Origin of the sequence: Geobacter sp. SVR (genome assembly GCF_016865365.1) — a bacterium.
GTDB lineage: Bacteria > Desulfobacterota > Desulfuromonadia > Geobacterales > Pseudopelobacteraceae > Pelotalea.
The window spans coordinates 2807140-2832144 of sequence record NZ_AP024469.1; the positions used below are offsets into that span (position 1 = coordinate 2807140).

The 25005-nt window shown below is 55.5% G+C and carries 28 protein-coding genes and 1 pseudogene; 23 read left to right on the forward strand and 6 right to left on the reverse strand.

What is annotated here, in order from left to right; all coding sequences use genetic code 11:
- Positions 1–64: 64 nt before the first annotated feature.
- The 7 genes and pseudogenes from GSVR_RS22415 to GSVR_RS13135 form a co-directional block, all read left to right on the forward strand.
- A pseudogene (locus GSVR_RS22415) lies at positions 65–163 on the forward strand (transposase); the annotation flags it as partial.
- Positions 164–521: 358 nt separating this feature from the next.
- Positions 522–989, forward strand: coding sequence for a GNAT family N-acetyltransferase (locus tag GSVR_RS13110; protein WP_173199712.1), 468 nt, complete (start codon positions 522–524; stop codon positions 987–989).
- Between the two features lie 145 nt (positions 990–1134).
- Positions 1135–1737, forward strand: a complete 603-nt coding sequence (locus GSVR_RS13115; RefSeq protein WP_173199710.1) for a hypothetical protein — start codon at positions 1135–1137, stop codon at positions 1735–1737.
- Positions 1712–2179 carry a hypothetical protein gene (locus GSVR_RS13120; RefSeq protein ID WP_173199708.1) on the forward strand — a complete coding sequence of 156 codons (468 nt, stop codon included), beginning with the start codon at positions 1712–1714 and terminating at the stop codon, positions 2177–2179. Before GSVR_RS13115 ends, GSVR_RS13120 begins: the two co-directional genes overlap by 26 nt.
- 198 nt (positions 2180–2377) lie before the next feature.
- The gene (locus tag GSVR_RS13125) at positions 2378–3328 is read left to right on the forward strand and encodes a bestrophin family protein (protein WP_173199706.1); all 951 of its coding nucleotides are present in this window, start codon (positions 2378–2380) and stop codon (positions 3326–3328) included.
- A gap of 349 nt (positions 3329–3677) precedes the next feature.
- Positions 3678–4280 carry a DJ-1/PfpI family protein gene (locus GSVR_RS13130; RefSeq protein ID WP_173199704.1) on the forward strand — a complete coding sequence of 201 codons (603 nt, stop codon included), beginning with the start codon at positions 3678–3680 and terminating at the stop codon, positions 4278–4280.
- A gap of 73 nt (positions 4281–4353) precedes the next feature.
- Positions 4354–4974 (forward strand): PolC-type DNA polymerase III, encoded by a 621-nt coding sequence (locus GSVR_RS13135; protein WP_203978664.1) that lies wholly within the window; start codon positions 4354–4356, stop codon positions 4972–4974.
- Between the two features lie 163 nt (positions 4975–5137).
- On the opposite strand, the gene GSVR_RS13140 is transcribed toward GSVR_RS13135, so the two are convergent.
- Entirely contained in the window at positions 5138–5911 is a 774-nt protein-coding gene (locus GSVR_RS13140; RefSeq protein ID WP_173199702.1) for a hypothetical protein, read from the reverse strand.
- Between the two features lie 462 nt (positions 5912–6373).
- On the opposite strand from GSVR_RS13140, the gene GSVR_RS13145 reads away from it, so the two are divergent.
- From GSVR_RS13145 to GSVR_RS13175, 7 genes are all read left to right on the forward strand, one after another.
- Entirely contained in the window at positions 6374–7120 is a 747-nt protein-coding gene (locus GSVR_RS13145) for an SDR family oxidoreductase (RefSeq protein WP_173199700.1), read from the forward strand.
- Between the two features lie 214 nt (positions 7121–7334).
- The gene (locus tag GSVR_RS13150; protein ID WP_173199698.1) at positions 7335–8141 is read left to right on the forward strand and encodes a transporter substrate-binding domain-containing protein; all 807 of its coding nucleotides are present in this window, start codon (positions 7335–7337) and stop codon (positions 8139–8141) included.
- 151 nt (positions 8142–8292) lie between these two features.
- Positions 8293–9171: an EamA family transporter gene (locus tag GSVR_RS13155; protein ID WP_173199696.1), complete on the forward strand. Its 879-nt coding sequence runs from the start codon at positions 8293–8295 to the stop codon at positions 9169–9171.
- Positions 9172–9325: 154 nt separating this feature from the next.
- A complete protein-coding gene (gene zupT / locus GSVR_RS13160; protein WP_203978665.1) occupies positions 9326–10222 on the forward strand; it encodes a zinc transporter ZupT in 897 nt (298 codons plus the stop codon).
- A gap of 58 nt (positions 10223–10280) precedes the next feature.
- On the forward strand, positions 10281–11186 hold the full coding sequence (locus tag GSVR_RS13165) for an AEC family transporter (protein ID WP_173202213.1): 906 nt from the start codon (positions 10281–10283) through the stop codon (positions 11184–11186).
- 96 nt (positions 11187–11282) lie between these two features.
- The gene (locus GSVR_RS13170; protein ID WP_173202212.1) at positions 11283–11597 is read left to right on the forward strand and encodes a YciI-like protein; all 315 of its coding nucleotides are present in this window, start codon (positions 11283–11285) and stop codon (positions 11595–11597) included.
- A 54-nt stretch (positions 11598–11651) separates the two neighbouring features.
- Positions 11652–12245, forward strand: a complete 594-nt coding sequence (locus GSVR_RS13175; RefSeq protein WP_173202211.1) for a trans-aconitate 2-methyltransferase — start codon at positions 11652–11654, stop codon at positions 12243–12245.
- 55 nt (positions 12246–12300) lie between these two features.
- Here GSVR_RS13175 and GSVR_RS13180 read toward each other — a convergent pair whose 3' ends face one another.
- Complete coding sequence (locus GSVR_RS13180; RefSeq protein WP_173202210.1) at positions 12301–13227, reverse strand: YeiH family protein; 927 nt, start codon at positions 13225–13227, stop codon at positions 12301–12303.
- Positions 13228–13335: 108 nt separating this feature from the next.
- On the opposite strand from GSVR_RS13180, the gene GSVR_RS13185 reads away from it, so the two are divergent.
- Complete coding sequence (locus tag GSVR_RS13185; protein WP_173202209.1) at positions 13336–14217, forward strand: LysR substrate-binding domain-containing protein; 882 nt, start codon at positions 13336–13338, stop codon at positions 14215–14217.
- 91 nt (positions 14218–14308) lie between these two features.
- On the opposite strand, the gene GSVR_RS13190 is transcribed toward GSVR_RS13185, so the two are convergent.
- Entirely contained in the window at positions 14309–16783 is a 2475-nt protein-coding gene (locus GSVR_RS13190; RefSeq protein ID WP_173202208.1) for an FAD-dependent oxidoreductase, read from the reverse strand.
- A gap of 180 nt (positions 16784–16963) precedes the next feature.
- Positions 16964–17248, reverse strand: a complete 285-nt coding sequence (locus GSVR_RS13195; protein WP_173202207.1) for a helix-turn-helix transcriptional regulator — start codon at positions 17246–17248, stop codon at positions 16964–16966.
- Positions 17249–17387: 139 nt separating this feature from the next.
- Between GSVR_RS13195 and GSVR_RS13200 the strand changes: the two genes are divergently transcribed.
- Positions 17388–17987: a transglutaminase family protein gene (locus tag GSVR_RS13200; RefSeq protein WP_173202206.1), complete on the forward strand. Its 600-nt coding sequence runs from the start codon at positions 17388–17390 to the stop codon at positions 17985–17987.
- A 50-nt stretch (positions 17988–18037) separates the two neighbouring features.
- Here GSVR_RS13200 and GSVR_RS13205 read toward each other — a convergent pair whose 3' ends face one another.
- Positions 18038–18595: a hypothetical protein gene (locus GSVR_RS13205; protein WP_239077324.1), complete on the reverse strand. Its 558-nt coding sequence runs from the start codon at positions 18593–18595 to the stop codon at positions 18038–18040.
- Positions 18596–18809: 214 nt separating this feature from the next.
- Between GSVR_RS13205 and GSVR_RS13210 the strand changes: the two genes are divergently transcribed.
- Positions 18810–19142 (forward strand): DUF3147 family protein, encoded by a 333-nt coding sequence (locus GSVR_RS13210; protein ID WP_173202204.1) that lies wholly within the window; start codon positions 18810–18812, stop codon positions 19140–19142.
- Positions 19143–19251: 109 nt separating this feature from the next.
- Here GSVR_RS13210 and GSVR_RS13215 read toward each other — a convergent pair whose 3' ends face one another.
- Positions 19252–20238, reverse strand: coding sequence for an OmpA family protein (locus GSVR_RS13215; RefSeq protein ID WP_173202203.1), 987 nt, complete (start codon positions 20236–20238; stop codon positions 19252–19254).
- Positions 20239–20748: 510 nt separating this feature from the next.
- On the opposite strand from GSVR_RS13215, the gene GSVR_RS13220 reads away from it, so the two are divergent.
- From GSVR_RS13220 to GSVR_RS13245, 6 genes are all read left to right on the forward strand, one after another.
- Positions 20749–21105: a hypothetical protein gene (locus GSVR_RS13220; RefSeq protein WP_173202202.1), complete on the forward strand. Its 357-nt coding sequence runs from the start codon at positions 20749–20751 to the stop codon at positions 21103–21105.
- Between the two features lie 84 nt (positions 21106–21189).
- On the forward strand, positions 21190–21528 hold the full coding sequence (locus tag GSVR_RS13225) for a zinc ribbon domain-containing protein YjdM (protein ID WP_173202221.1): 339 nt from the start codon (positions 21190–21192) through the stop codon (positions 21526–21528).
- Positions 21529–21576: 48 nt separating this feature from the next.
- The gene (locus GSVR_RS13230) at positions 21577–22332 is read left to right on the forward strand and encodes a septal ring lytic transglycosylase RlpA family protein (RefSeq protein WP_239077325.1); all 756 of its coding nucleotides are present in this window, start codon (positions 21577–21579) and stop codon (positions 22330–22332) included.
- A gap of 109 nt (positions 22333–22441) precedes the next feature.
- Complete coding sequence (locus GSVR_RS13235; protein WP_173202201.1) at positions 22442–23227, forward strand: TIGR04219 family outer membrane beta-barrel protein; 786 nt, start codon at positions 22442–22444, stop codon at positions 23225–23227.
- Between the two features lie 58 nt (positions 23228–23285).
- Positions 23286–23618 carry a cupin domain-containing protein gene (locus GSVR_RS13240; protein ID WP_173202200.1) on the forward strand — a complete coding sequence of 111 codons (333 nt, stop codon included), beginning with the start codon at positions 23286–23288 and terminating at the stop codon, positions 23616–23618.
- 294 nt (positions 23619–23912) lie between these two features.
- Positions 23913–24932 carry a sensor domain-containing diguanylate cyclase gene (locus GSVR_RS13245; RefSeq protein ID WP_173202199.1) on the forward strand — a complete coding sequence of 340 codons (1020 nt, stop codon included), beginning with the start codon at positions 23913–23915 and terminating at the stop codon, positions 24930–24932.
- Positions 24933–25005: the final 73 nt, after the last annotated feature.

Here is a 25005-nt window from a genome sequence, read left to right on the forward strand (position 1 = left end):
GCATTTGGTGATTTAAGGTAAATAGTCACCGCCATGGCGCGCAAACCACGCATACATGCTCCCCGCCGACATTCCGCTTTCCCGAATCGTGCAAAACATCTCCTTCCGGTACACCCGCTGGGTCAACTGGCGACACAACCGGACCGGCCACATCTTCCAGGGAGGGTAGGAATCAATGAACTACTGGCGGCGATACTTAAGGAATATGGAATTTCTGCTGAAGACCTCACCAGACCCGGAAAAGACAATCACCGGGGAGAAGCGCGAGCAATGGCAGCATAGGTTATTCAGGATCTGCCGACGATCACGCTGACACAGCTTGGTAGGATCGCCGGTCGCGATATTTCCTCCCTGAGTGCAGCAGCCCGGCGTATGCAAAAGCGGGCGGGCTCGGAGCCTGAATTATCCAAAAGAAAAGCAGCATTGGCCTCAGAAATCACCAAATACAAAGCCTGACCCCGTACTTGTACAAAAGACGGCGGGTCCACGCCGACCCGTTAGGCTCAATAGGAAATTTAATTATGATAGTCGAAATAGTTGATAAAGAATCGGCTGATGAAATCGCAAAATTGGCAGTGTGCCTTACTAATGAAATAATAGAGCGCACTGGTATTAAACATTTTGACGTTGATGTGCCACTGGCAATTAAGCTCTGTGAAGAATATATGAAGAGTGGTCAATATTGCGTCGTGGCGGCAACTGATGAAGGCAGGATCATTGGTTTCGGCGCGTTATGTGAAAGCCATTCATTATATGCAGAAGGTACTTTCGGCATAATTCAGGAGTTTTATGTCATGCCGGAATATCGGTCGCACAAGGTAGGTCAGCAGTTGATTGACAAGATTGTAGATGTAGCAAAGAACAAAAGATGGAAACGATTGGAACTTTGCACTCCACCTATACCTGAATTCAATCGAACTGTTTCGTTTTATCAGGCAAACGGCTTTGAAATTACCGGCGGCTATAAAATGAAAAGGGTATTAGCCTAACACTCGGCGGCACACGGGCTTCGCTGGCACTCCGCCGGTGCGCCTCGGCCGTTGGGCAAAAGAAGAACAACTTGGAATGAACACCAATTTACAGCCTGCCTCGCACGCACGGATACCCAGACTTACCGGGAGAAATGGAGATATTATGAGATTGCTCAGAAAGCCGATTCTGCTCGTTTTTATCCTGCTCTTGACCGGATGCGCATCCCGTTTCACCAGGATTGAGCAGCCGAATACCGCCTTCGAGCGTCCGGGGTATACCGTCCACTCTCCGAAGCAAGATGGGTGGGTGTACGCGAAGTACGAAAACCCGGGTGAGCATGTCATCCTGTTCGGCAAGCCACAAAAAGAGGTCGACCATACCCTCTACGCCAGTGTCAAAGAGATTCCCTCGTTCGCGAAGTTCGAAAAACCGGAAGATTTTCTCGACTTTCAGAAGAAAGCATCCAAGATTGGGAATGACCCTCGGCGCTACAATTACCTAGATGAACAACTTACCCTCGAGCACACCTTCGGAGACTATACCGTTGCGTACTACGTGAAAGCGGAGGACCATGGGGCCGTCCAGAGTAGCGGCGCACCCTTCCTGGTCATGGAAACCTACGCTTACTATTTCATCCATCCGAGCATTCCGAATCTCATGGTCAATATTATTTACAGTGAAAGAGCAAAAAACGGCGAGTTACCCGACAATTTCAAAAGCACTGCACTGGAGTTTGTCAATGGCATCACGCTCAAGAACAAATAAATTCAGGAGATTCTTTTGGTACGGAATCTTAGTGGCGTCCCTGTGCAGTTGCACATTCCGCCACACCGATGTGTTCGACCCCGGCGTCTTGAAACGGAAGAAAGCCGTCTTCATTTATGGCATAGAAGATGATCTCAAGATTAAGGAGACCGTGCGGAAGGGAATGATACGCCGGGGATACACCGTGACAGAGGACAAGTCAAAGGCAGAGCTGACAGTAGACTTCAATTACCAGTGCCGTTGGGATGTCTTCCACTATACCTGTAGAAGGTTCAACTTTTACATTACCGATGCCATTTCCGAGAAAGTTCTTGTCCATTCGCGGTTTTGGGCTGACACGCCATTCGGAGTGGAAGAACAGGTTAATAACTTGCTCGAAAATGTCGATGGTGAATTGGACAAAACACAGGACAGTGGCAGCAGCCCGATCCGCCCAGATTAACCAGAAAGTAACGTCAAGCTTGAAGCGCCTTTCTGGGGCTTCATTTTCCATGTATGTGAGGAGAATTACGAGATGTCCCAGCCAGAAAGTTAGACACCGCCCGCCCGAAAAGACTGGGCTGGCGGGTCAACTGCCGAATCGTTATGCGCAAATGGATATGAAAACAGTGGATTCGAATTATGTAGAAAGGAGATTGCGATGATTATCAGGGAGCGCCCTTCAGGGTTGCGCCTTTTTTTCATAATCAAGGGATCGATATTGCCGAGGATTATCCGGCCGCTTGGGGCCACCGTGCTGCTTGCGATTATTGTAACGCTGACTCGCGGGATATTCTTCGGGCTGAAGATAACCATGACACCCACTCCGTTCAGCCTGATCGGGCTTGCGTTGGCCATCTTCATCGGGTTTCGCAACAGTGCGAGCTACGACCGCTACTGGGAAGGAAGGAAGCTTTGGGGGGAACTCATAATCATATGCCGGAATCTGACGCGGCAACTTTTTACCTTTGTTTCGCATGAGCAGAGATCGCCGTTAGCTCGCCCGCCGTTCGAGCGTCCCGCCCCCAGGTTCCGCATAGTCTATCTGCTCATAGCGTTTGCCCACGCCCTGCGCCATCATCTGCGGGATTCCGACTCATGGGAAGATGTGCGGGAGTATCTCCCTGATAGTGCTGAAGCTCCGTTCAAAACGGCTCACAGCAAGCCGAACTTCCTTCTTCTGATGCTGGCGCAGGAGCTGCGGTCCTGCCTGGAGAATGATCAGGTCGGTGAATACGTTGCCGTCAACCTTGATAGGAATCTCACGGCTCTTACCACCGTTCTTACCGGCTGTGAACGGATCAAAAATACCCCCATACCGTTTAGCTACAACCTGCTCCTCCACCGTACGGCTTATCTCTATTGCTTTCTCCTGCCATTCGGCTTGATCGATTCGATCGGGTTCATGACCCCCTTTGTCGTCGGTATCGTCTCGTACACCTTTTTCGGGCTCGACGCATTGGGAGACGAGATCGAAGAGCCGTTTGGCGTGCTTCAAAACGACCTTGCCCTGTCATCGATGTGCCGAACAATCGAACTGGATCTTCGTGCAGCGCTGGGAGAAAAGAATCTTCCGGAACCGTTGCGACCGGAGAATTATTGTATTCTGTGATGTCCACACAAAGAGCCGAGCAAATGACTGACGCCAACTTGCGGCACGACCAGCCGCCCGAAAAAAGATTGGGCTGGCCCGTTGGGCATCCCCCTGGAAGCCTCGCCTCGGACAGTTTACTGCGTACCATGTTCCCAACACCCCATTACCTTGACTAACGCATGACTTTACCCTACCCTCCTCTCATGCCAATGACACCCCACCAGCTCAAGTCCTGACCATTAAAAACGTGTGGATCACACTCGGAAGGACGCTGTTTGCCGGGTCCTGGGAGATCACCTCGGGCGGCTTAATGCGTATTCTGCCCGCATGTCTGTTATCATAACTCATGAACAAAGAGTATCGACCAATGCACATTGCCATTCTTACATTCCAAGGCTTCAATGAACTCGACTCGCTTATTGCTCTCGGCGTCCTGAACCGCATCAAGAAACCGGACTGGCGGGTGACGATCTGTTGCCCTGAGCCAGAGGTTACGTCCATGAACGGTGTAACCATACGCGCTCAGTCAACGCTTGAGGATGCCGCTTCAGCTGACGCCGTGATTATTGGGAGCGGGAGGCAGACACGACAGATTGTCAGCAGTCCCGAGTTGATGAGCCGACTCTCCCTCCAGCCCGAACGTCAACTTATTGCCGCGCAATGCTCAGGCACGCTGATTTTAGCCAAGCTTGGATTGTTAGGTGCCGTGGCGTGTACGGATCTGACAACAAAGCCGTGGGTAGAAGAAGCAGGCGTGGAGGTTCTGAACCAACCGTTCTTTGCTCAGGGCAACGTTGCGACCGCAGGCGGATGCCTCGCTTCATCGTACGTTGCTGGCTGGCTCATTGCGAGAACCGAGGGACTGGAAGCGGCTTCCAAGGCGCTTCATTACGTCGCCCCGATTGGAGAGAAAGAAGCTTTTGTTGCCAATGCACTCAAGCACATTGAGCCTTACTTACCCCACAGGTAGAATTCGGGAAGGTGAGTTGCCGGACAAAAGAAAAAATCAAACTGCCGAAGAGCAAGAAAGATTGGTAGGGCTTGTGGGAAATTTTACTGCCGTAGTCATTGACTTTGAAACAACAGGACTCTCTCCGGGATATGGAGACAGGACCATCGAAGTCGGTGCCGTCCTGGTTTCGGGCAACCGGATCGTCGACAGGTTTCAAAGTCTTATGAATCCGGGAATGCGGGTATCCGGTTTCATCGAAGAATACACCGGTATCACCAACACGATGCTCTCCACGGCCCCTGCCATCAAGGAAGTCATGGCTCAGCTCAAATCATTCATCGGGCAACACCACCTGGTTGCCCACAATGCATCCTTTGACTCACGCTTCCTGGATGCGGAGTTCAAGCGCATCGACCATCGGAGAACCAACGAGTTTGCCTGCTCCATGCTGGCATCCCGGAGATTGTACCCCGAAGCCCCCAATCACCGACTTGAGACCCTGGTTCACTACAAGAAGCTGAAGACTGATGGCGTTCATCATAGAGCCTTGGCAGATGCCGAAATGACCGCTCATCTGTGGCTGAATATGATAGCGGATATAAAAGCCACATATGGGGTACGGGATGTACCCTTCAAGCTGATGCAGCAGGTGACAAAGGTTCCCAAGAAAGGACTGCATGATTTTCTGTTGAAAAAGGCCACCCAATATTAGATGAATAATCAGCCCTCCAGAGACAGTGCCCTTCCAGCAAAAAGCAGCCTATCCCCTTATTCCCATACGTATTATGTTCCCCGAACAATCTTGTTGATGTAGTTAATAATCTCACCGGAATATATAGGTTTAAAATTGGTACTGACAATGGCATGCCGTGAATTCATGGGAAGGAAGTCATGTCTCCGCTTTTACCTGGAGAACTGAACCGTATTGAACTATTACCCATATAATCATTGCTCCCTACATGGATGAGCTGACTTTTGAGATCAAGCCAGATCTCGCCTCCGAGCCTTCTCCACCGCGTACAAAATGCGTAGTCTTCACTGATGTATTCACCGGTTCTCTCATCAATGAATGGGTCAAACAGAGCAAACAGATGCCGTTCGCTTGGAGCATCTTTTGTATTCGAGTGGATTCTCTGATATTTCAAGTGCGGATAGGCGAACATCAGCGTTTCAATTACACTGCGCTTGATCAATTGGAAACCACCACCTGCATATCGCGCCGTAGCAAAGCTGTCTTCAACTTTCAATTCACTGCCTTCGCACAATGTCCCTACATAATTCAACCCCGCGCTGACAATAGATTCTCCACGTGAATGACGCTCCGTAAACTGGTGCCAATCGAACTCCTTTATCGGATACATTGCAGCCACAAAATCCCTGTTTGCACAGAATAGCCGTGCAAATTGCGCAGGATTGAATCCGATATCACTATCGATAAACAGCAAATGAGTGGCTGACTCGTCATCCATAAATTTACCTATAAGCGTAGAACGAGCCCTGGTAATCAGCGCATCATTGCCAAGTAAGGCCAGAGATAAATCTACCTGTGTGCCATAGCTCGTCATCATGCTGATGATGGACTGCATATACGATTGGGTGAGTTGGCCACCAAAGCATGGTGTTGCAATAAATATTTTGGCTTTATTCATGGCAGGTGCCTTTCAGGTTATTGGTCCGGTAGTCAAAACATATGCATCAGCGACCGTAGATCTTGAAGTATCCACGTATGTAATAGCGTCGCATTTGCATGTTATGCGTTTTCTTGATGAGGTCTTCTCTTGACCCCGCCGGAATTTCGGAACTCCAGCCAAGCTATGACATCCTTGCCAGATGCACTGTGGTTATCCGGTATCAGAAAGGCCTTTGCTGCCGGCATTCTTTGCACTCAACGTGATGAACGCCTCTGAAGCCATGGTTTCTGAATATTCAGTTTATCGAGCAAAATTAAGGAAGAAATGTGGAAGAAATAAGAAAATGAAGCCATCCGGTATGATAGATGTTATTTTGCCATGCAAACCTGAACGTGGGCGGTCGCCCGGATGGACTCGCCTTTGTGGAAGTGCCCGAAAGGTAATATGACTCTCCAACCGTGGGAACAGGGGACAAGCGCTATGAAAAAAGTAATCCTCATAACCGGTGGCAGCAGGGGAATTGGCGCGGCAACCGCCCGCATGGCGGCAGCGAATGGCTATGCCGTCTGCATTGGCTATCACGCCAACAGAGAGGCGGCTGAAGGCGTTCTGGAAGACATTGTTGCCGCCGGTGGCGAGGCCATTGCAGTACAGGTCGATGTGGGCTGCGAACAGGAGGTCGTCCGTCTGTTCGACCGGCTGGACAATGAACTGGGACGCGTTTCCGCGCTGGTCAACAATGCCGGCATCCTGGAGGTCCAGGCACGGGTCGAGGACATGGATGCAGCCAGAATCCAGCGGATTTTCACCACCAATGTCAGCGGCAGCTTTCTCTGTGCCCGGGAAGCGGTGCGGCGCATGTCCACGAAGCACGGCGGCCGGGGTGGAGCAATCGTCAATGTTTCGTCAGGGGCCGCCCGCCTGGGTGCTCCGGGAGAATACGTCGATTATGCCGCCTCGAAAGGGGCCATAGACACGTTCACCGTCGGCCTGGCAAAGGAAGTGGCTGCCGAAGGAATTCGCGTCAATGCAGTTCGCCCCGGCATCATCTACACCGACATTCACGGCAGCGGCGGCGAACCCAACCGGGTGGAGCGTCTGAAGGATTCGGTTCCGCTGAAGCGGGGAGGCCACCCCGAAGAGGTTGCCAAGGCAATCCTCTGGCTGCTGTCCGACGACGCATCGTATTCGACCGGAAGCTTCATCGATGTAACAGGAGGACGATAAAACTTCAGCAGACTGCCGCAGGCCCACACCGGGAATCACTGATAATGAATTGCTCCTTGACTTGTGGGTGAAGCTTCAATTAATTTCCGCACATGGCCAAAATGATCGTGTATCGTGTATGGCCTCCGGTATTCCGGAATCTCGAAGTGAAGACAAAACAGCCGACATTCAATGATTTGTGGCACCACTACCGCGGTATTGAAGGAGGAAAACCATGAAGCTGCTGCTGACGTTGCTGACCATGATCCTGTTCCTGACGAGTGGTGCCGCTGCCGAATCGGGTAGTGACACGCTGGCATCCATCACCCGCAAGGGAGTGCTGGTCGCAGGGGTGAGGGAGTCGCTGCCCCCCTTCGGAAGCATTGACAAGAAGACCGGAACGTACAGCGGGTACGACATCGATTATGTCAACGCCCTTGCCCAGAAACTCGCGGTAAAGGTGAAATTCGTGCCGACAACGCCGGAAACCCGTATTACCATGCTGCAGAACGGCACGATCGACCTGATTGCGGCATGCATGACCCAGACCCGGGAGCGGGCAAAACAGGTGGATTTCAGCCATGTCTATTTCATAACCGGGCAACGGTTCATCGCACGGAAAGGGCAGTTCAAAAATCCCCGTGACTTCGCCGGCACGACCGTGGGGGTCGTCCAGGGCACTACTGCCGGAGAGACGCTGAAAAAGGAGCTGCCCACCACCGTTGCCAGGAACTACGGGAACTATCGGCAGGCGCTCGATGCGCTGCGCAAGGGTGAGGTCCAGGCCGTTTCGACCGATGAAGTCCTGCTGCTGGGGCTCTACCTGGACATGCCGGACAAGGAACAGTACGAGATCCCGCGGGCGCAGATATCCGGCGATGCCTTGGGGATTGCCGTCCGCAAGGGGGACCGCCGCCTGCACGCCTTCATAAACACGACCCTGCTGGAGATGGAAAAGAGCGGCCAGGCAGATGAAATTTTCAATAGATGGTTCGGCCCCGGCACCCCGTTCGAACGTCCCAAGAATTTCAATCGCCGGTAAGGTTTGAGCCAATCACGTGGGTGCCTTCGGAATTCCAGGGGAGGCACCCACGGGCGACTTTGATGCGTATTATGTGACTTCCTCGGCGGCTGAAATCCCACCAACGGAACACATCTGATTCTCCATCGCACATTGACTCAAAGGGGTAGTGATGCGTTTAGCTCACATTGCATTGGCGATGATGGTGGTTGCCATTTGGGGTTTCAACTTTGTTGTCATCAAGGTTGGCCTTAAAGAGGTCCCACCGATTTTCCTCTGCGCACTCCGCTTCTTTTTCGCCGCGTTTCCAGCGATCTTTTTCATCAAGCGCCCCGCTGTTCCCTTGCGCATGGTGATCGGCTTCGGGCTGGTGATGTTCGCACTTCAATTCACCCTGCTGTTTTCGGGCATGCACGCCGGTACGACGGCGGGGCTGGCATCTCTGATACTGCAGGTTCACGTGTTCTTCACCGTCTTGCTGGCTGTAGTGTTTCTGGCTGAAAAGCCGTCGATCTGGCAAATCGCGGGTGCCCTGGTTTCATTTTCGGGATTGGGCCTTGTTGCAGCACATCTTGGCGGCGAAATCTCGGCTCACGGCCTGATGTTGATCGTCGCTGCCGCTGCCTCGTGGGGGCTCGGCAATCTGATTGCAAAAAAACTCGGCACAATCGACATGCTTGCTCTTGTCGTGTGGGGAAGCCTCGTTGCCTGGCCGCCGCTTCTGGTTCTGTCGTATATTCTGGAGCAAAGCCGCTGGAGCGCTGGGGTCGTTTCGCATATTTCGTGGATCACGATAGGTGCCATCGGCTATATCGTGTATCCGGTCACCCTGCTTGGATTTGCCGTATGGAGTTGGTTATTGAGCCGCTATCCCGCTGCGACAGTGGCTCCGTTCACATTGCTCGTGCCGGTCTTCGGATTTACGGCGTCGGCATTGACCTTGGGGGAGCCTCTCTCGCACTGGAAGGTAAATGCCGCTGGCCTGATCGTTTCAGGATTATGCATCAATCTATTCGGTCCCCGCATTGGTGCCCGCATTCGTCCGACCTAGTCACACATCTGTGCCTTTCAGGGGCTCTCCCTTGGGAGGCAACTGCGGACGGCTTACTGTGTGTCATGTTCCCCTGCCCCCATTACCTTGACTATCGCATGACTTTACCCTACCCTCCTCTCATGCTTACGACACCCCGGACCAACTGCTGATCATGAAAAACGTATGGATTGCACTCGGGCTGACGCTGTTCGCCGGCATGGCCACTGCGATCGGCAGCGTCATCGCCTTTACCGCCAAGAGGACCAACTATCGCTTCCTCTCGGTAGCAACCGGTTTTTCCGCCGGGGTGATGCTCTATGTCTCGTTTGTCGAGATTTTCTTCAAGGGACTCCATGCCCTTACCCAACGTTACGGCGACTATTGGGGCAACTGGATCAACGTGGCCTCCTTCTTCGGCGGCATGCTGGTGATCGGCCTGATCGACAACCTTGTGCCGGCCGCCGAAAATCCTCACGAGACGCATTCGGAGGCGGAAACGATGCCGCTGCATAACCCGGCGGCCCCTCTCCCCGATTTCCGCGCCGTTCATAATGGCAGGGCAGCCACTGAAGGTCGCCACGATCACGGCCTCCACGACCGCAAGCTGATGCGAATGGGGCTGTTCACCGCCCTGGCCATCGGCATCCACAACTTTCCCGAGGGATTGGCCACCTTCCTGGCCGCCCTTCAGGACCCCAGCCTGGGGGTGGCCATTGCCCTGGCGATCGCCCTGCACAATATCCCCGAGGGGATCAGCGTGTCGGTGCCGATCTTCTATGCCACCGGCGACCGCAAAAAGGCCTTTGCCTATTCGGTGCTCAGTGGACTCGCCGAACCGGTAGGGGCCGGCATTGCCTACCTGGGCATGCGGCTGGTGTTGGGTGAGCACGGGGTGGTCCCTCCCCAGGTGATGGGCTTTCTCTTCAGCGGAGTGGCCGGCATCATGGTATACATCAGTCTGGATGAACTGCTGCCGACCAGCAGGGCCTATGGCAAGGGGCACGACAGCCTGTTCGGCCTTGTGGCCGGCATGGTGGTGATGGCGTTGAGCCTGCTGCTGATGAAGTAGCTCGCCCCTTGCTCACTACAAAAAGAGCACACTAAGACCATTCAGGAATAAACTACCGATGGAAAACTTCGTCATTATTGGGGTGTTCGTACTGCTGGGAATCCTTTTCCGCCACCTTGAGGCCTTTCCGAAAGACTCGGCCCAGGTCCTCAACATGTTCGCCCTGTACGTCTCGCTGCCGGCGCTGATACTTCTCAAGGCGCCACAGATCGCCTTTTCCCGCGAAATCGCCATTGCCGCCATCATTCCCTGGGGAATGCTGCTGCTTTCGGCATTGCTGGTGCTGGCCGGGGCGCGGCTGTGGCACTGGCAGCGGTCAACCGTCGGCGTGCTGCTGCTTGTCGTACCTCTGGGAAATACGTCATTCCTGGGGATACCGATGATCCAGGCCTTTTTCGGGGCAGCCGGGCTTTCCTACCTCATTATCTACGACCAGATCGGTACCATGATGATCATGGTAACCTACGGTTCCTTCATTCTCGCGACCTATGGCAAGAACGGCTCCACAAGACTGGCCCAGATCGTCAGGCGGGTACTCCTGTTTCCGCCGACGATTGCCTTGCTGATAGGCCTTGCCGTCCGTGCCTGGCCGTATCCGGAAAAACTGGCGCAGGCGCTGCAGAATGTTTCCCTCACCCTTGTCCCTGTCGTAATGACGGCAATAGGCATGCAGATGCGGTTTCGTCTGCCTTACAGGGTGCTGCCCCCCCTTGGGTTCGGCTTGGGAATCAAGTTGCTGGTTGCCCCTCTGCTGGCGCTGCTGGTGTGCAGGGTGGCGGGCCAGACCGGCATGGTGGCCGATGTTTCCATTCTCGAAGCGGCCATGCCCCCCATGGTCACCGCCGGTGCGCTGGCTGTCGTCGCCGGCATGGATGCCGATCTCGCCGTAGCAATGATCGGCATCGGGATTATCCTGGCCTTCGGCACTCTGCCGGCGATATTCTGGCTGACGAAGCTCGTATGATCCCTCTTGAAGATGACCGCAGACCTGAGCAGGAATGAGAGTGAGAGGAAGAAGGAGCTGTAGATCATTATTGCCTACGGGTAATCGGGAGGGTTCATGCACTATCTCATGTTTTACGACTTTGCAGCGGACTACCTTGAACGCAGAGGCCAGTTCCGGGCCGACCATCTCAGGCTTGCCTGGCAGGCACAGGAACGTGGCGAACTCGTTCTTGGCGGCGCATTGGCCGATCCGGCCGACCGTGGCATATTGCTGTTCCAGTGCGATTCGCCCGAGATTCCCGCACGGTTCGCAGAAACCGATCCGTATGTGATGAACGGTCTCGTGACACACTACGAGATTCGCCCCTGGAATACGGTAGTGGGAAATGACGCATTCTCGCCGATCAGACCCGATGCCATTTCCGGCTGAGCGGGAGACAATTATCGCGCTACCGGGCAATCAACGCTTCTCAAGATACCTGACATGAACCCTGAAGAACTCGGTAAAAAATACGACAAGATCGCCCAGTGGTGGCACGAGCGGCATCACGATTCCCGATATGGGATGAACCAGCTCGGCATGGCGCTCAAATTTGTGCCGAACGGAGAATCGGCACTCGATGTCGGCTGCGGCGCAGGTGGGAGAATCATTCGCGCATTGGAAGATCGGGGATTTGCCGTAACCGGCATCGACGTTTCCGAAGAGATGATAAAGCTGGCGCTTCGCAATCACCCGAAGGCATCTTTTCTCGTGCAGGATATCTGCACCTGGGAAACCGACCGGAAATTCGACCTTATCGTCGCCTGGGACAGCGTCTTTCATCTGCCACTGCAGATGCAGCGGCCGGTCATAGACAAGCTGTGCGGGTTGCTGAAAAAGAACGGTGTCCTCATGTACACCTTCGGCAATGCGACCGGTGAACACACCGACCGGTGGCATGAGGACGAGTTCTACTACAGTTCGATCGGCATCAACGGCAACCTGGCTGCGCTGATAGACAACGGCCTGACCGTAGTGCACCTGGAATTGGACCAGTTCCCGGAAAAGCATGTATATGTCATTGCCCAAAAGCCGTGAAAACAGGTTAGTGTAACTCAGGCCATTGCCGATAATGCCGATTCGCAGCAGCCGGTCAGTGTATGCCGACAAAGGTCAAGGCAACAAGGGTGAGCCCGCTCACCATCAGCCACAGCGTGATCCCTTGCAACAAAGGTCGTACTCCAACCCTTCCCAACACGTCCCTGTTCAATCCCGCGCCAACCAGAAAGAGCGTCACGACCAGGCACTCTTTTGCCAGAGCCGATAATTCACCCCAGTAACGTCCGTACTGCGGCAGGCATGTTCTTGCGGTGGCGGCCAGGACAAACCCGATGATGAACAGGGGAATCCCGGCTTTCTGCCCCGTTTTCCTGAGCACTGCCGTTCCCATGACCACAGGTGTTATCCAGATGGCCCGCGTAAGTTTCACGGTTGTCCCGATGGCCAATGCCCGTGCTCCGTAGAGGGACGTGGCGCCCACAACGCTGCTCGTATCATGGATGGCAAGTCCGGCCCAGGTTCCGAAAACAGCCTGATCGAGCCGCAACAGGTGTCCTATGACCGGGAACAGCAGCAAGGCCACTGAATTCAGGGTAAAAACGGTCGCCAGGGCAACGGCCGTCTCATCGTCCTGTGCATTCAGAACCGGTGCCATGGCGGCAATGGCGCTGCCGCCGCAGATGGCGGTTCCGAAGGTGATAAGCAGGGACGTATTCCTGTCGGTCTTGAACACTCTGCCGAGAAAATGCCCCAGCATCAGGGTGGAGCCTATGCCGACAACCGTGTACACGACAGAATCTCGGCCGGTGCGGATCACCTCATCAAGTCCGAGACCGAATCCAAGCCCGACAACGGAGAGTTGCAGGATGATTTTACTGAAACGCGCGGTCTTCCGCGGCCAGGGGTTACCGATGAGGAGGCTGAAGAACACCCCCATGACCAACGCTGTCGCAGTGCCAATCCAGGGTATGGCGCACAGGCATGCTGCGAACGCAATCCTCTGCCACCTCTTGCTGTTCATTGCAACCCCCTTTACCGATATTTGGGTTGCATGATACGGATTTCAGGGTATAAATAAAATTGAGTAATATTTATAAATTACACCAATACTACTTATGAAAGAGTCGCTATGACCATTACCCTGAGACAACTGGAAATTTTCGCGAATGTAGCGGAAGGTGGGCATGTAACACAGGCGAGCACCCGGTTGCTGCTGACGCAATCTGCGGTCAGCATGGCCATTGCCGAACTGGAACGACTGGCAGGCGCACCGCTTTTTGAACGGCAGGGCAGGCGTCTGTTTCTGAATGACCGGGGGCGACACATTCTCCCGGACGTTCAGGACGTGCTCACGAAAGTCCGGACCATAGAACGGTTCCTGGAGGAATCTGTCGGAGAGCCGAGCGGAGTTCTGCATGTGGGGGCCAGCACCACTATCGGCAACTATATGCTTCCTGCCATTATCGGAGAATTCTCGCGGCTCTATCCCCGGGCACAAGCGCTGCTTCATATCGGCAATGCCCAGCAGATGGAAAAAGCGGTGGAAAGTGGAGAATTGGACCTTGGACTTATCGAAGGGCTCCCCCACATCGGTTCGCTCAGCGTGACACCCTGGAAGCCCGATGAACTTGTCATCGTTGTCGGGAAAGAGCATGAATGGGCAGCGGGGAAACAGGCGTCTCCCGAGATGCTGGAAAATGGGCTCTGGATAATGCGGGAAAAAGGTTCCGGCACACGGGAGATATTCGAGGCAGCCATGGGCAGACAGGGGATCACCTTCTCTGTTGCCCTGGAGCTGGGGCATACCGAGGCAATCAAGAAGGCGGTGGAGGCTGGCCTGGGTAGTGGGTGCCTGTCGAGAATGGCTGTTCAGAGAGAGTTGGATAATGGCTGGCTCGTTGAAATCGCAAGCCCGCTCGACCTGCAGAGAACCCTCATAATCCTGACAAGAAAGAGTGAACACCAGACAACACTGTTGAAGGCATTTCTCGCGCTGTTGCTCCCCCGGTAACCGGTGAGGAGTTCCGGGGACTCCATCCTGTCCCCGGAATCTTAAGGTTGAACCTGAATCGGTAAGGCCTTCCTGGCTCACGGATTCAGGTTTAAATGAACAGGTTCGTATTCCCTTCCTCGGCAGCCGCGAGATAAGAGGCCACGCCGCCGCTCTCCACCCCTTCCACCAGTTCCTCCTGCTTGATCCCCATCAGGTCCATGGACATCTGGCAGGCCACCAGCTCGATCCCCATCGTCCGGGCCTGGGCGATCATGCTCTCCAGGGAAGCGACGTTCTTCTGTCCCATGATCATGCGGATCATTCGGGGGCCGATACCTGCCATATTCATCCGTGACAGGCCGAGCTTCGCCGCACCGCGCGGCATCATCATGCCGAACATTCTATCCATCAGTCCTTTACTGACCGTCACCCGCTCGGGCCGGCGCAGCACGTTCAATCCCCAGAAGGTGAAGAACATGGTGACCTTCCGTCCCATGGCAGCGGCCCCGGTGGCAATGATGAACGAGGCGATGGCTTTGTCGAGATCTCCGCTGAAGACCACGATCGTCTTGGAAGTCCCGGCCCGATGGGGGCCCCTTTCTACCGGCACCGCGGTGGCGGGCACCCCACACCGTATCCGGGCCATGATCCTGCCCGGTTCGCGCTCAAGGGCGAGCAGCGTATTGCCAGTCTTGGAGCACCACGCCTGCACATCGTTGGCAAAGCCGGGGTCGGAGGCGGTAATCTCCAGCACCTCCCCATCGTTCAACTGCTGCATGCTGTTATGCAGTTGCAGAATCGGCCCCGGACACTGGAGTCCGCAGGCATTGACCTTCACCATCTCCGCCGTCGGTATCCCCTCCCCCGCTTCGTTTTTCGGCGCGGCAGCGACTACACCCTTGTCCGCCGGAGCCTGCGACCGCAGTTCCTGCTCCTTGAGCACCGTTTGAAAGACCCGATACCCGCCGCTCAGGTTCTTTACGGATCGGAATCCGTTCTGCAGTAAAATCCGGGATGCAAGGTACGCCCGCAACCCGACTTGGCAATAGACGACGATTTGCCTGTCCCGCGGCAGTTCCTGCAAGCGCCCCCGCAACTCATTGAGCGGAATGTTCACCGCACCGGGAATGGCGCCCAGTTGGAACTCGACCGGCTCGCGGATGTCGAGCAGAAACCGTGCACTCGCTTCCTGCTCTCGCAACTGGTCCCAGGTGATGACTGCCATGTCGTCGTTGATGATGTTCGTGGCGGTGTAACCCGCGATATTGACCGGGTCCTTGGCTGAAGAAAAGGGAGGAGCATAGGCCAGTTCCAGGTCGGTCAGGTCGAAGACCGTCTTTTCGAATCGGATGGCTGTTGCCAGCACGTCGAGACGCTTGTCGACCCCTTCATGACCGGCCGCCTGAGCCCCCAGGAGCCGTCCCGTATCCGGGGCGAACAGGAGCTTGATGGTCAGGGTCGATGCCCCCGGATAATAGGATGCATGGGAGTTGGAATGGGTGATCGAAACCGCGTAGTCGATTCCCCGCTTCTTCAAGGCTTTTTCGCTCAATCCGGTCGAGCCGGCATGCAGGTCAAAGACCTTGACGATCGAGGTGCCCTGGGCGCCGCGATAAACGGCATCCCGCCCTGCCAGGATATCGGCCAGGAGCCGCCCCTGGCGATTGGCAGGCCCGGCCAACGGCACCCAACCCGGTGTTCCGGATACGATCTCCCGGATCTCCACGGCATCGCCCACGGCGTAAATATCGGGGTCGGAGGTCTGCAGCCGTTCATCGACCCGGATCGCTCCGCTGCTTCCCAGGCTTAAGCCCGCGTCTACAGCCAGCGTGGTTTCCGGGCGTACCCCTATCGCTAAAACAACCATTTCGGCGACGATTTTTGTGCCGTCATTCAGGAGTATTTCCAGGTTTTTTCCGTTTTCATGGATGGCCGCCAGTCCGTTCCCCAGTATCAGGTTGATTCCCCTGCCGCGCAGTTCCTGATGGACCAGGGTCGCCATTTCGTAATCGAGATTGTTCAGAACCTGATCGGACATCTCGACGATCGTCACCTTTTTACCGGCTTCTGCCAGGTTTTCCGCCATTTCGATGCCGATAAACCCTCCGCCGACAACCACGGCGGAATGCACTTCTTGTTCCGTCAGATACCCTTTGATGCGGTCGGTGTCGGGAACGGTACGCAAGGTAAAGACATTCGGCAAGCGGCTGCCCGGAACGTTCGGAACGATGGGGGACGAACCGGGTGACAAAACCAGTTTGTCATAGGCTACGGTATAGGTATTTCCCTGTTCCAGGTCCCTGACGACCACTTCCTTTTTATCACGATCGATCCTCACCACTTCACTTCTCACTTTGACATCGATGTTGAAGCGCTTTTTCATGGCTTCGGGAGTCTGCAGGAAGAGCGCGTCCCGGTCGCTGATGATGCCCCCGATATAATACGGCAGTCCACAGTTGGCGTACGAGATGGCATCCCCTCTTTCCAGGATGACGATTTCCAGACTTTCATCCAGGCGCCGCAGCCTGGCCGCTGTGCTTGCCCCCCCGGCGACTCCGCCGACGATCACGATTTTCTTTTTCATACTGTGTCACTCCTTTGCGAATATCGATCGACCGGCGAGAAGGATGCCGGCTCTTTCAAAACCATCTATCCATATATTACAATATAAGGATAAAATAGATTTAAAAAAAACTTCAAAACACCGGGAATCTGGTAAAACCGGATTCAAACCGCGCTTTGAAGCAGAATCTAAAATTCGTGGTTACCAAAAAAGAGCTGCAATCACCTTTTTCAGATCTTCGTTGACCACCTTGTAAAAAATCTCGACTCCCTGGCGGTTTCCTTTAATAATGCCGGCATCGCGCAGTTTTCCGAGATGCTGGGAAATGGTTGACTGAGGGATCTGGAGGCAGGACTGTATGGTATTGACATTGCACTCACCCTGTTCCAGAAGCCCCCGTACAATGCACAGTCTGACCGGATGGGCAACAGCTTTCAGAAGTTCGGCTTTGGATGTCAGCAATTCAAAATCGCCAGGATGTTCCATGGACCCGCTCCTTGTGTAACTAAACAATTATCATATTTCAATATTACGATATATGCAATTGGAAAAATCATCGTTAAGATACGCTGCGCTTGATACATCATCCCGAAACGAAATCAGAAATGAAATTGGAGAGCCCCCCATGTACCCTGAATCCGATGAATTGAACGACTACCTGGCTTCCGATGCCGTCATCGACTGGCAGACCCCCGCTATCCGGGAAAAGGCTCTGGAGCTTACCCGCTCCCTCCCGGACGAAATCGCAAAGGCCCGCTGCCTGTACGAATGGGTACGGGATGTTATCACCCACACCCATGATGCCGGCCTCGACGTCGTGACCTGCGCAGCCAGCGACGTGCTCCGTCACGGCACCGGGATCTGTTTCGCCAAGAGCCACCTTCTGGCCGCTCTGCTGCGGGCGGCCGGTATCCCGGCCGGTTTCTGTTACCAGGTATTGCGCAAGGATCCCCCCACTGATAACAGCCCGGTCCTGCACGGGTTCAACGCCATCTACCTTGCCGAACTCGACCGGTGGATCCGCGTGGATGCGCGGGGCAATACCGGGGGGATCGACGCCCAGTTCAGCCTCGCGAAAGAACGGCTCGCCTTTGCCATGGACCCTGCGGCGGACGAATTCATCTATGAGGCGATCTTTGCCGCACCGGTAGGCAGCGTGGTCGAGAGGCTGCAGATGTACGACACCCTGAACGAGCTATGGTGGGATCTGCCGGAGTGCCTTTGAGCCCCCCGAATTGCCCTCAAGGAAGTCCGGGCGCCAGGCATGACATTCTGTCACTTTACCAGCGACGCCTGAACCTCATCGCCAGCCTTCTGTGGAGACCGGAAATACCGCACCGCCATCGGCACCAGCAGCATCGCACCAAGCACGATCAGCATCGTGGTATTCGGGTCGCGGATGTATGAATTCAGTTGCAATGTCGAAACCGCGATGACGGCAAAATAGAGCATGTCACCGGTGATGGCAATGGCCCAGCCGGTCAGGAATCCATGCCCGACAGCAAGCGCCGAGGCGCGCCCGGTCATGGGATCGACGCCAAAGGCGATCATGATCAGCGCAACGGGACCGGCGCCGGTTCCGCTGAAATGAGACACACTGCGGGCGGTGGCTGCCCTCATGACCGCATTGATACGGGCCAGAAACGGGACTTTGCTGCAGATACGTGCCATAAGGCGGAGGAGCGGTTCGAAAACGATGGCCAGAATCACATCCGAAACCAGGTACAGACAGGCCATGACAAGCCAGGACAGGCCGCTGGAATGGGCGAGCATGACGCCGGCCGGGATGCCACCACCTACCGGAAGGAGGAACAGCTTCAGCACCGCAATCATTGCCGATGCTGATTGAGGCAAGCCGGAATACGGGCTAAAAATTGAGGAGAGGGCCATGTGGCTCCGATTGCGTCAGAGGTAGGTTTTTAACGTCACTCCAAAGCTGTCATGATGTGCTGAAGGTGTCAAGCAGGCTTTACCGTGACTCTCCCCCGATGCATTATCTCCCCCCACCCTGCATTATATCCGGAACCGGCATGGGAGCGGCCTGCGGATGCATATTCTTCTCAAAACGATAATCAGCATGGCGATCATTTTTTCTGCCACGGCAATCGGGAAGAGACTTCTCGCCACCGCCGGCCTCATTGGGGTCATGCCTCTGGCCGGTGCCCTTGTGCTTGTCTGGCTGCGCCTGGAAAGCAAGGGTGATGCGGCGATCGTGCAGGAGTTCACCAGAAGTGCCTTGTGGGGGATCGTGCTGAGCATTCTTTTTTACCTGGTAGCGTTCGTCTGCTTCAAGAAGCACTTGCCGCTACCTGTCGTCCTCGTATCGAGTTTCGGGGCATGGTCTGGGGCGGCGTTCGTTCATCAATGGCTATTGAAATAGGAAGTGGCGTCAATCAAATAGAGGGGGTAAAACAGAACCGGCGCCGCGGAATCATTCCGGGCGCCGGTTTGCTGCTGCTTCATCCCAGGTTTCATTTCACGGGTTGGCTTTATTCACAGATGAAATTACCCTGGATCCTTCTGTTCTGCTGCCTCCCGGCAGCGGTCTTGTTGCTGGCGATCGGTTGATCCTCGCCGAACCCTTTGGCGCTGATCCGATCCGGATCTATCCCGAATTTATCGACGAGATAGGTACGCACGTTTTCGGCACGTTGCTGTGAAAGCTTCATGTTGTGTGCACGAGTTCCGACATTGTCGGTATACCCTTCCACCGTCCCTTTGGCCTTCGGGAACTCTTTAAGGGCTTCGCCCCATTTATCCAGCTCGTCATAATACTGAGGCTTTATATCCGCCTTATCGAAGTCGAACTGAATGTCAATCACCGAGGGGGAACAGAGTTTTTCGGGCGAAAGCTTCTGCCGGACAACGGGAGCGGCAACCTCGACCTTCGCACTGCTCTGGGTGGTACCGCCGGCACCGCTGCAGCTCAGCGTATACGTCGTGTTTTCTTCAGGAACGACGGACATCGAGCCCTGCGGCTCCACAACGCCGATGCCGGGCTGAATGTCACAACGGGAGGCGTTCTGCGATGACCAGACAAGGGTAACCGGTTCCCCCTTGGTGACGGTTGCCCGGGTTACGGTAAAGCTGCTGATAGGTGGCGGAGGCGGAGGAACAGGTTTGGGCGCCGGAGCGACCACGGGCGGCGGAGTCGGTTTAGGCGGACAGAGCGCATTCGCTTTTGCCGTTGCCTGTTTCGCCAACGCGACCCCCTCTTCGGTGTGGCATGCCCTGAAGACGTCATAGGCATGATTTTTTGCATCTTCCGCTGCCTTGAATTCAGCCGGGCAGGCATCCGCCTTGCCTGACCGGCGTGCATTTTCGACAGCTCGATCCGCTTCCTGCATTTCAGAACGGATGTAGTAGCCGGGGATATCGCCGCGTCCCGTATTGACCTCGTAATGGGCGCAGCCGGATATGCCGCCAAATACCACTGTCAGCCAAAGAATAGGCACGAGCCGTGATAGTGGTTTCATAACACTCTCCTTCTGTCTTTTAATACCATCTGACACCTTAAAGCGTATCCAAACGGCAGTCAATGTCAAGTAACAGTGTTTCAACCATTTGGATGGTATATAACTTCTTGTCACCGGATTGCAAATAGTACTGTGTTCGGATAAATGCCGATACTCTTACCGGTAACTGTTCCTAGTTGGTATTCAGACACTACGCCACATGGTGTATCGGGAATTGCCATGTTTCGTTTGATTCTGCCCGGCATGCGGTCAGCCGCATTCTTCAGCAGCACCTTTGGAGGGGGCACTGGTTTTGGACCGCCAGCGCGAGGTTCGGGTACATGTTCCTGTTTCTGGTCTCCTATACCCTCTTCGCCAAAGGATGGCAGCATACAAGACAGCACTATACCGGCACTTAATCCCTTGACTACCGGACGGAAGTTACACTAACCTCCTGAGAGGCTGCGGTCCGTGCTGCAGCTGCCGGCTGTGCCGGTTCAAAACTACATCCACTACAGAAGGAGCAGATCAATGAACGTTTCGATTACTTACAGAGCACATATCGAAGACGGCGTGCTGGACGAGCTTGCCGGCCAACTGCCGGTAATCATCGCAAAGGTTCTGGAGGTGCCCGGGGGGAACCTGGCACGGCTCAAGCCGGACCAGATTTCCCTCTCCTTTTCCCAGGCCAGCCCCCGCGATACCGGAGCGGACATTCGAATCATAGCGTTCGCCAAGAGCAATTTCGCCCGCAAATCGACGGAAAACGACCTGGCACATCAAATACTGGAAAAGGTCACCGATGTGACCGGCACGAGCGCCCAAAAGTGCTCGGTCAACATCCGTCTGTACCTCATGGAGATCGGAACGGCAGAACAATCGGCCTGATGGCCGTAGATCGGTTTCCGGCGGGGCATTCACCACGCCCTGCGCCCCTCCGGTCACCGGTAACCACACATGACAAGGACACCAATGACCAGCCTGCCCAAATGCCCCACATGCAGCTCCGAATACACCTACGAAGACGGAGAACTGTACGTCTGCCCCGAATGCGCCCACGAGTGGGCAATAACGCCATCGGAGTCCGCCGAAGCCGACAGCGTGGTACGTGACGCCTTCGGCAACGTGCTCAGTGACGGCGACACGGTCACCGTCATCAAGGACCTGAAGATCAAGGGGTCGTCATCAGTTGTCAAGGTGGGCACCAAGGTCAGGAACATCCGCATCGTCTCGGGAGACCATGACATCGACTGCAAGATCGACGGCATCGGCGCCATGCAGTTGAAATCCGGGTTCGTCAAGAAGGCGTGATCCGCGGAATCTCTACCGCTTTGTAAATCCCCAGGACATGGTATTATTTTGATTAACGGCGAACGCATGTTCATCCTGGCGCTGGTTCTTGCCCTGCTGGCCTCCTGCGGCGCCCATGACCGGCAGGCCTACCGGGCAGAGCCCCCTTACCCCCGCACGGTCGGACAGAAGCCCTACACCATAAACGGCGAGCGCTACGAGCCACTTTCCAGCCATGCCGGTTTCGTGCAATCGGGCATTGCCAGTTGGTACGGCAGCGACTTCCACGGCAAGACGACCAGCAATGGCGATACGTACGACATGTACGCCATGACCGCTGCCCACAAGACACTCCCCCTGGGAGTGTACGTGAAAGTGCGCCGCCGCGATGACGGCCGTGAAACCGTGGTGCGGATAAATGACCGCGGCCCTTTCGTGGCCGGCCGGGTCATCGACCTCTCCTATTCCGCTGCCAAGGCCCTCGGCATCCTCGGGCGCGGGACCGCCCCGGTGACGGTCGAAGCGCTCGGCTATCTCGACGAAACCGTCAAAGGCCAGGTGGTCTATCGCGGACCTGCCAGCTACGACAGAGGCTCCTTCGGCATCCAGGTAGGCGCCTTCGGGAACTATGACAATGCCCGCAAGATGGCCGAGACGGTGAAGCAGCGTTACGGCACCTCATCCATCCGGGAAGCGGTTGTCAACGGTACCCGCTACTACCGAGTCAGGGCAGGAAACTATGCGTCTCTGAAGGAAGCGGAACAGGTGCGGGAACGGTCACCGGACAAAATGATTGCAGGAGGATTTGTGGTGGCTTTGGACTGAAATGGCGTGATGCATGGCGTGAATATCCCCTGCGGCAGCCCCTTTTTCATTGAACGGTAGAATTGTGAGAGCAGGACATCGAACACTACCCCATGGTAAGGAGGATTCCATGAAAACGCTGAAGAGCTGGATTGCGGGAGGTTTGCTGATGCTTGTCCTGACGCCTGCGGCCGCGTCCGCCATGGGGCTCGAGCTGTCGCTGGGGGCCTGGAACCAGACTCCATCAGGAGATGTCTCCTTCAACGGTTCCTCGGGAAACGACAACCTGAGCATCAAGGACAACCTGAGATACGATGAGCGAAGCCGGATCCTCGGCCGCGTTAAGTTCACCACCCCCCTGTTCCTGCCCAACATCTATTTCCTGGCCACACCGTCCAACTTCAGCGACAGTACCGGCAGCAAAGATACCTCCTTCCATTTCGGCGACTCTACCTTTGCCGCCAATGTTCCCTTTTCCTCGGAACTTAGGCTCGATCACTATGACCTGGATCTGTACTACGGCATACCGGGGCTCAAAACCGTGACAGCCCAGATACTCAACATCGACGTGGGGTTCGGAACGAGGATCTTCGACTTCAAGGTACGCCTGACCGGCCAGTCGACCAATGGCACGACTGTCACCGAGTCCCGGAGCCAACTCATCGCCATTCCGATGGCCTATGTCGGCCTCCAGATACGACCGCTGAAGTGGCTTGCCATCGAGGGAGAGGGGCGCGGGATCCTCTACCAGAAAAACCACTACTACGATGCCATCGGACGCCTGAAGCTCAAGCCGCTGGGCCCCCTCTTCGTTGCCGGCGGCTACCGCTACGAACGGTTCGAGACCGATGTGGACAATGTCAAGGCCAAGGCGATTTTCGATGGTCCCTTCGCCGAACTGGGACTGGAATTCTGAGGGGGCGCCCTCTTGAAACCGGGTAGCACCGGTGCCCCCGCGAACACAAGGAGAAACCATGACCGATCTTTTTCCACCGCCGATCCGGAATCTTCCGGCAGCGGACATTCCGCTCGAAGGGCTCAGGGCGTATCTTTCTCAGTCCGAATCACACCAGATAATCTTCATGGAGTTCGAGAAAGAGGTGGATCTGCCCGAGCATGCGCACGCCGCACAGGTCGGGATCGTTCTGGAGGGAGCGATCGAACTGACGATCGGGGGGCAAACGAAAACCTATGCCAAAGGCGACAGGTACTTCATCCCCGCAGGAGTGCCCCATTCGGGAAAGATCCATGCAGGCTACGCGGATATCACCTTCTTCGACGAGCCGTACCGCTACGCCAGAAAGTAGTCCTCCTACCCTGCAGCGTGGATGCCGGGGCTCCGGAGCAGACTCGGAGCGCGGCGCACTATCCTTCCCGGCGTACATAACCCCGTCATCGTAAACATCCCGACACAAGCCCCTCCACCACGGAGGGGCTTTCGCGCGCCGGTGCCGGCATGGTGCGAATTCTACCACTGCCGTCGAAATAGCTTTAATGAAAACGAAAAGTATGCTATTGAGCGTAGCTATTTTTAGACACGAGCCTGCAATGCCGATCCCGGCACCATGCAGCAACACTTCGCCCTTACACAGAGGTATCCCATGCTCGACCAGATCGGAAAATCGTCGGTACGTTCTCACCGGCTCCTCGAAGTCATCAGTTTCCAGACCGAAGTTGTACAGTTGGGCATAGACCTGGGCGCGGTCATGGCACTGGTGGCCGAACGCTCCCAGCTGATAACGGGCGCACATGGTGCGGTGGTTGAACTGGCGGAAGGAGAGGACATGGTCTATCGTGCCGCGGCCGGCATTGCCGCCCCCCAGCTCGGACTCCGGCTGAAGCGCAACACCAGTCTCTCCGGGTATTGCATCGGAGTGGGTCATTCGGTTTTCTGTGAAGATTCGGAGAACGACCCGCGCGTTGACCGCGAAGCCTGTCGCCGGGTCGGCCTACGCTCGATGATCGTGGTGCCGCTGAAACACCACGACGATGTGGTCGGCGTACTGAAAGTGATGTCGCCCGACACCAACGTATTCAACGATGAGGATGTTCAGGTGCTGGAACTGATGTCGGGGCTGATAGCCGCTTCCATGTCCAATGCCTCCAAATACGAATCCGGCGAATCCGGCGAATTGTTCTATCGAGCAACGCACGACCCCTTGACCGACCTGTCCAACCGGGCCCTGTTCTTCGATCATCTGCGTCAGCGCTTCGCCCAATCGCACCGTTCCTCCGAGCAGTTCGGTCTCCTTATTCTGGATATGGACGGTCTCAAATATATCAACGACACCTATGGGCACCGGGCCGGGGATGCGGCCATCAAGGAATTTGCAACACGCATCAGGCATGCATCGAGGGATGCCGACACGGTGGCGCGCCTTGGTGGCGACGAGTTCGGCATCATCCAGCACCGTATCAAAAGCCGGGAAGAAGCGGGTGCCGCGATTCCCCGGCTCATGCAGCGGGTCCGCCTGCCGTTCGAGTTCGAATGCAGGCCGCTCCCCCTGGCGGCAAGCATCGGATCGGCCTACTTTCCGGAGGACGGCATCGACATGAACCTGCTCGTGGAAAAAGCCGACCAGGCGATGTATGCGATGAAGCGCAGCCGTAAGGGAGCCTGACCGCGAAGGTCCCCCTCTTCCACCCGCCCCCGATCACCGGGGGCAATGAGCAGAAATTAGGCATCCTCCCTCT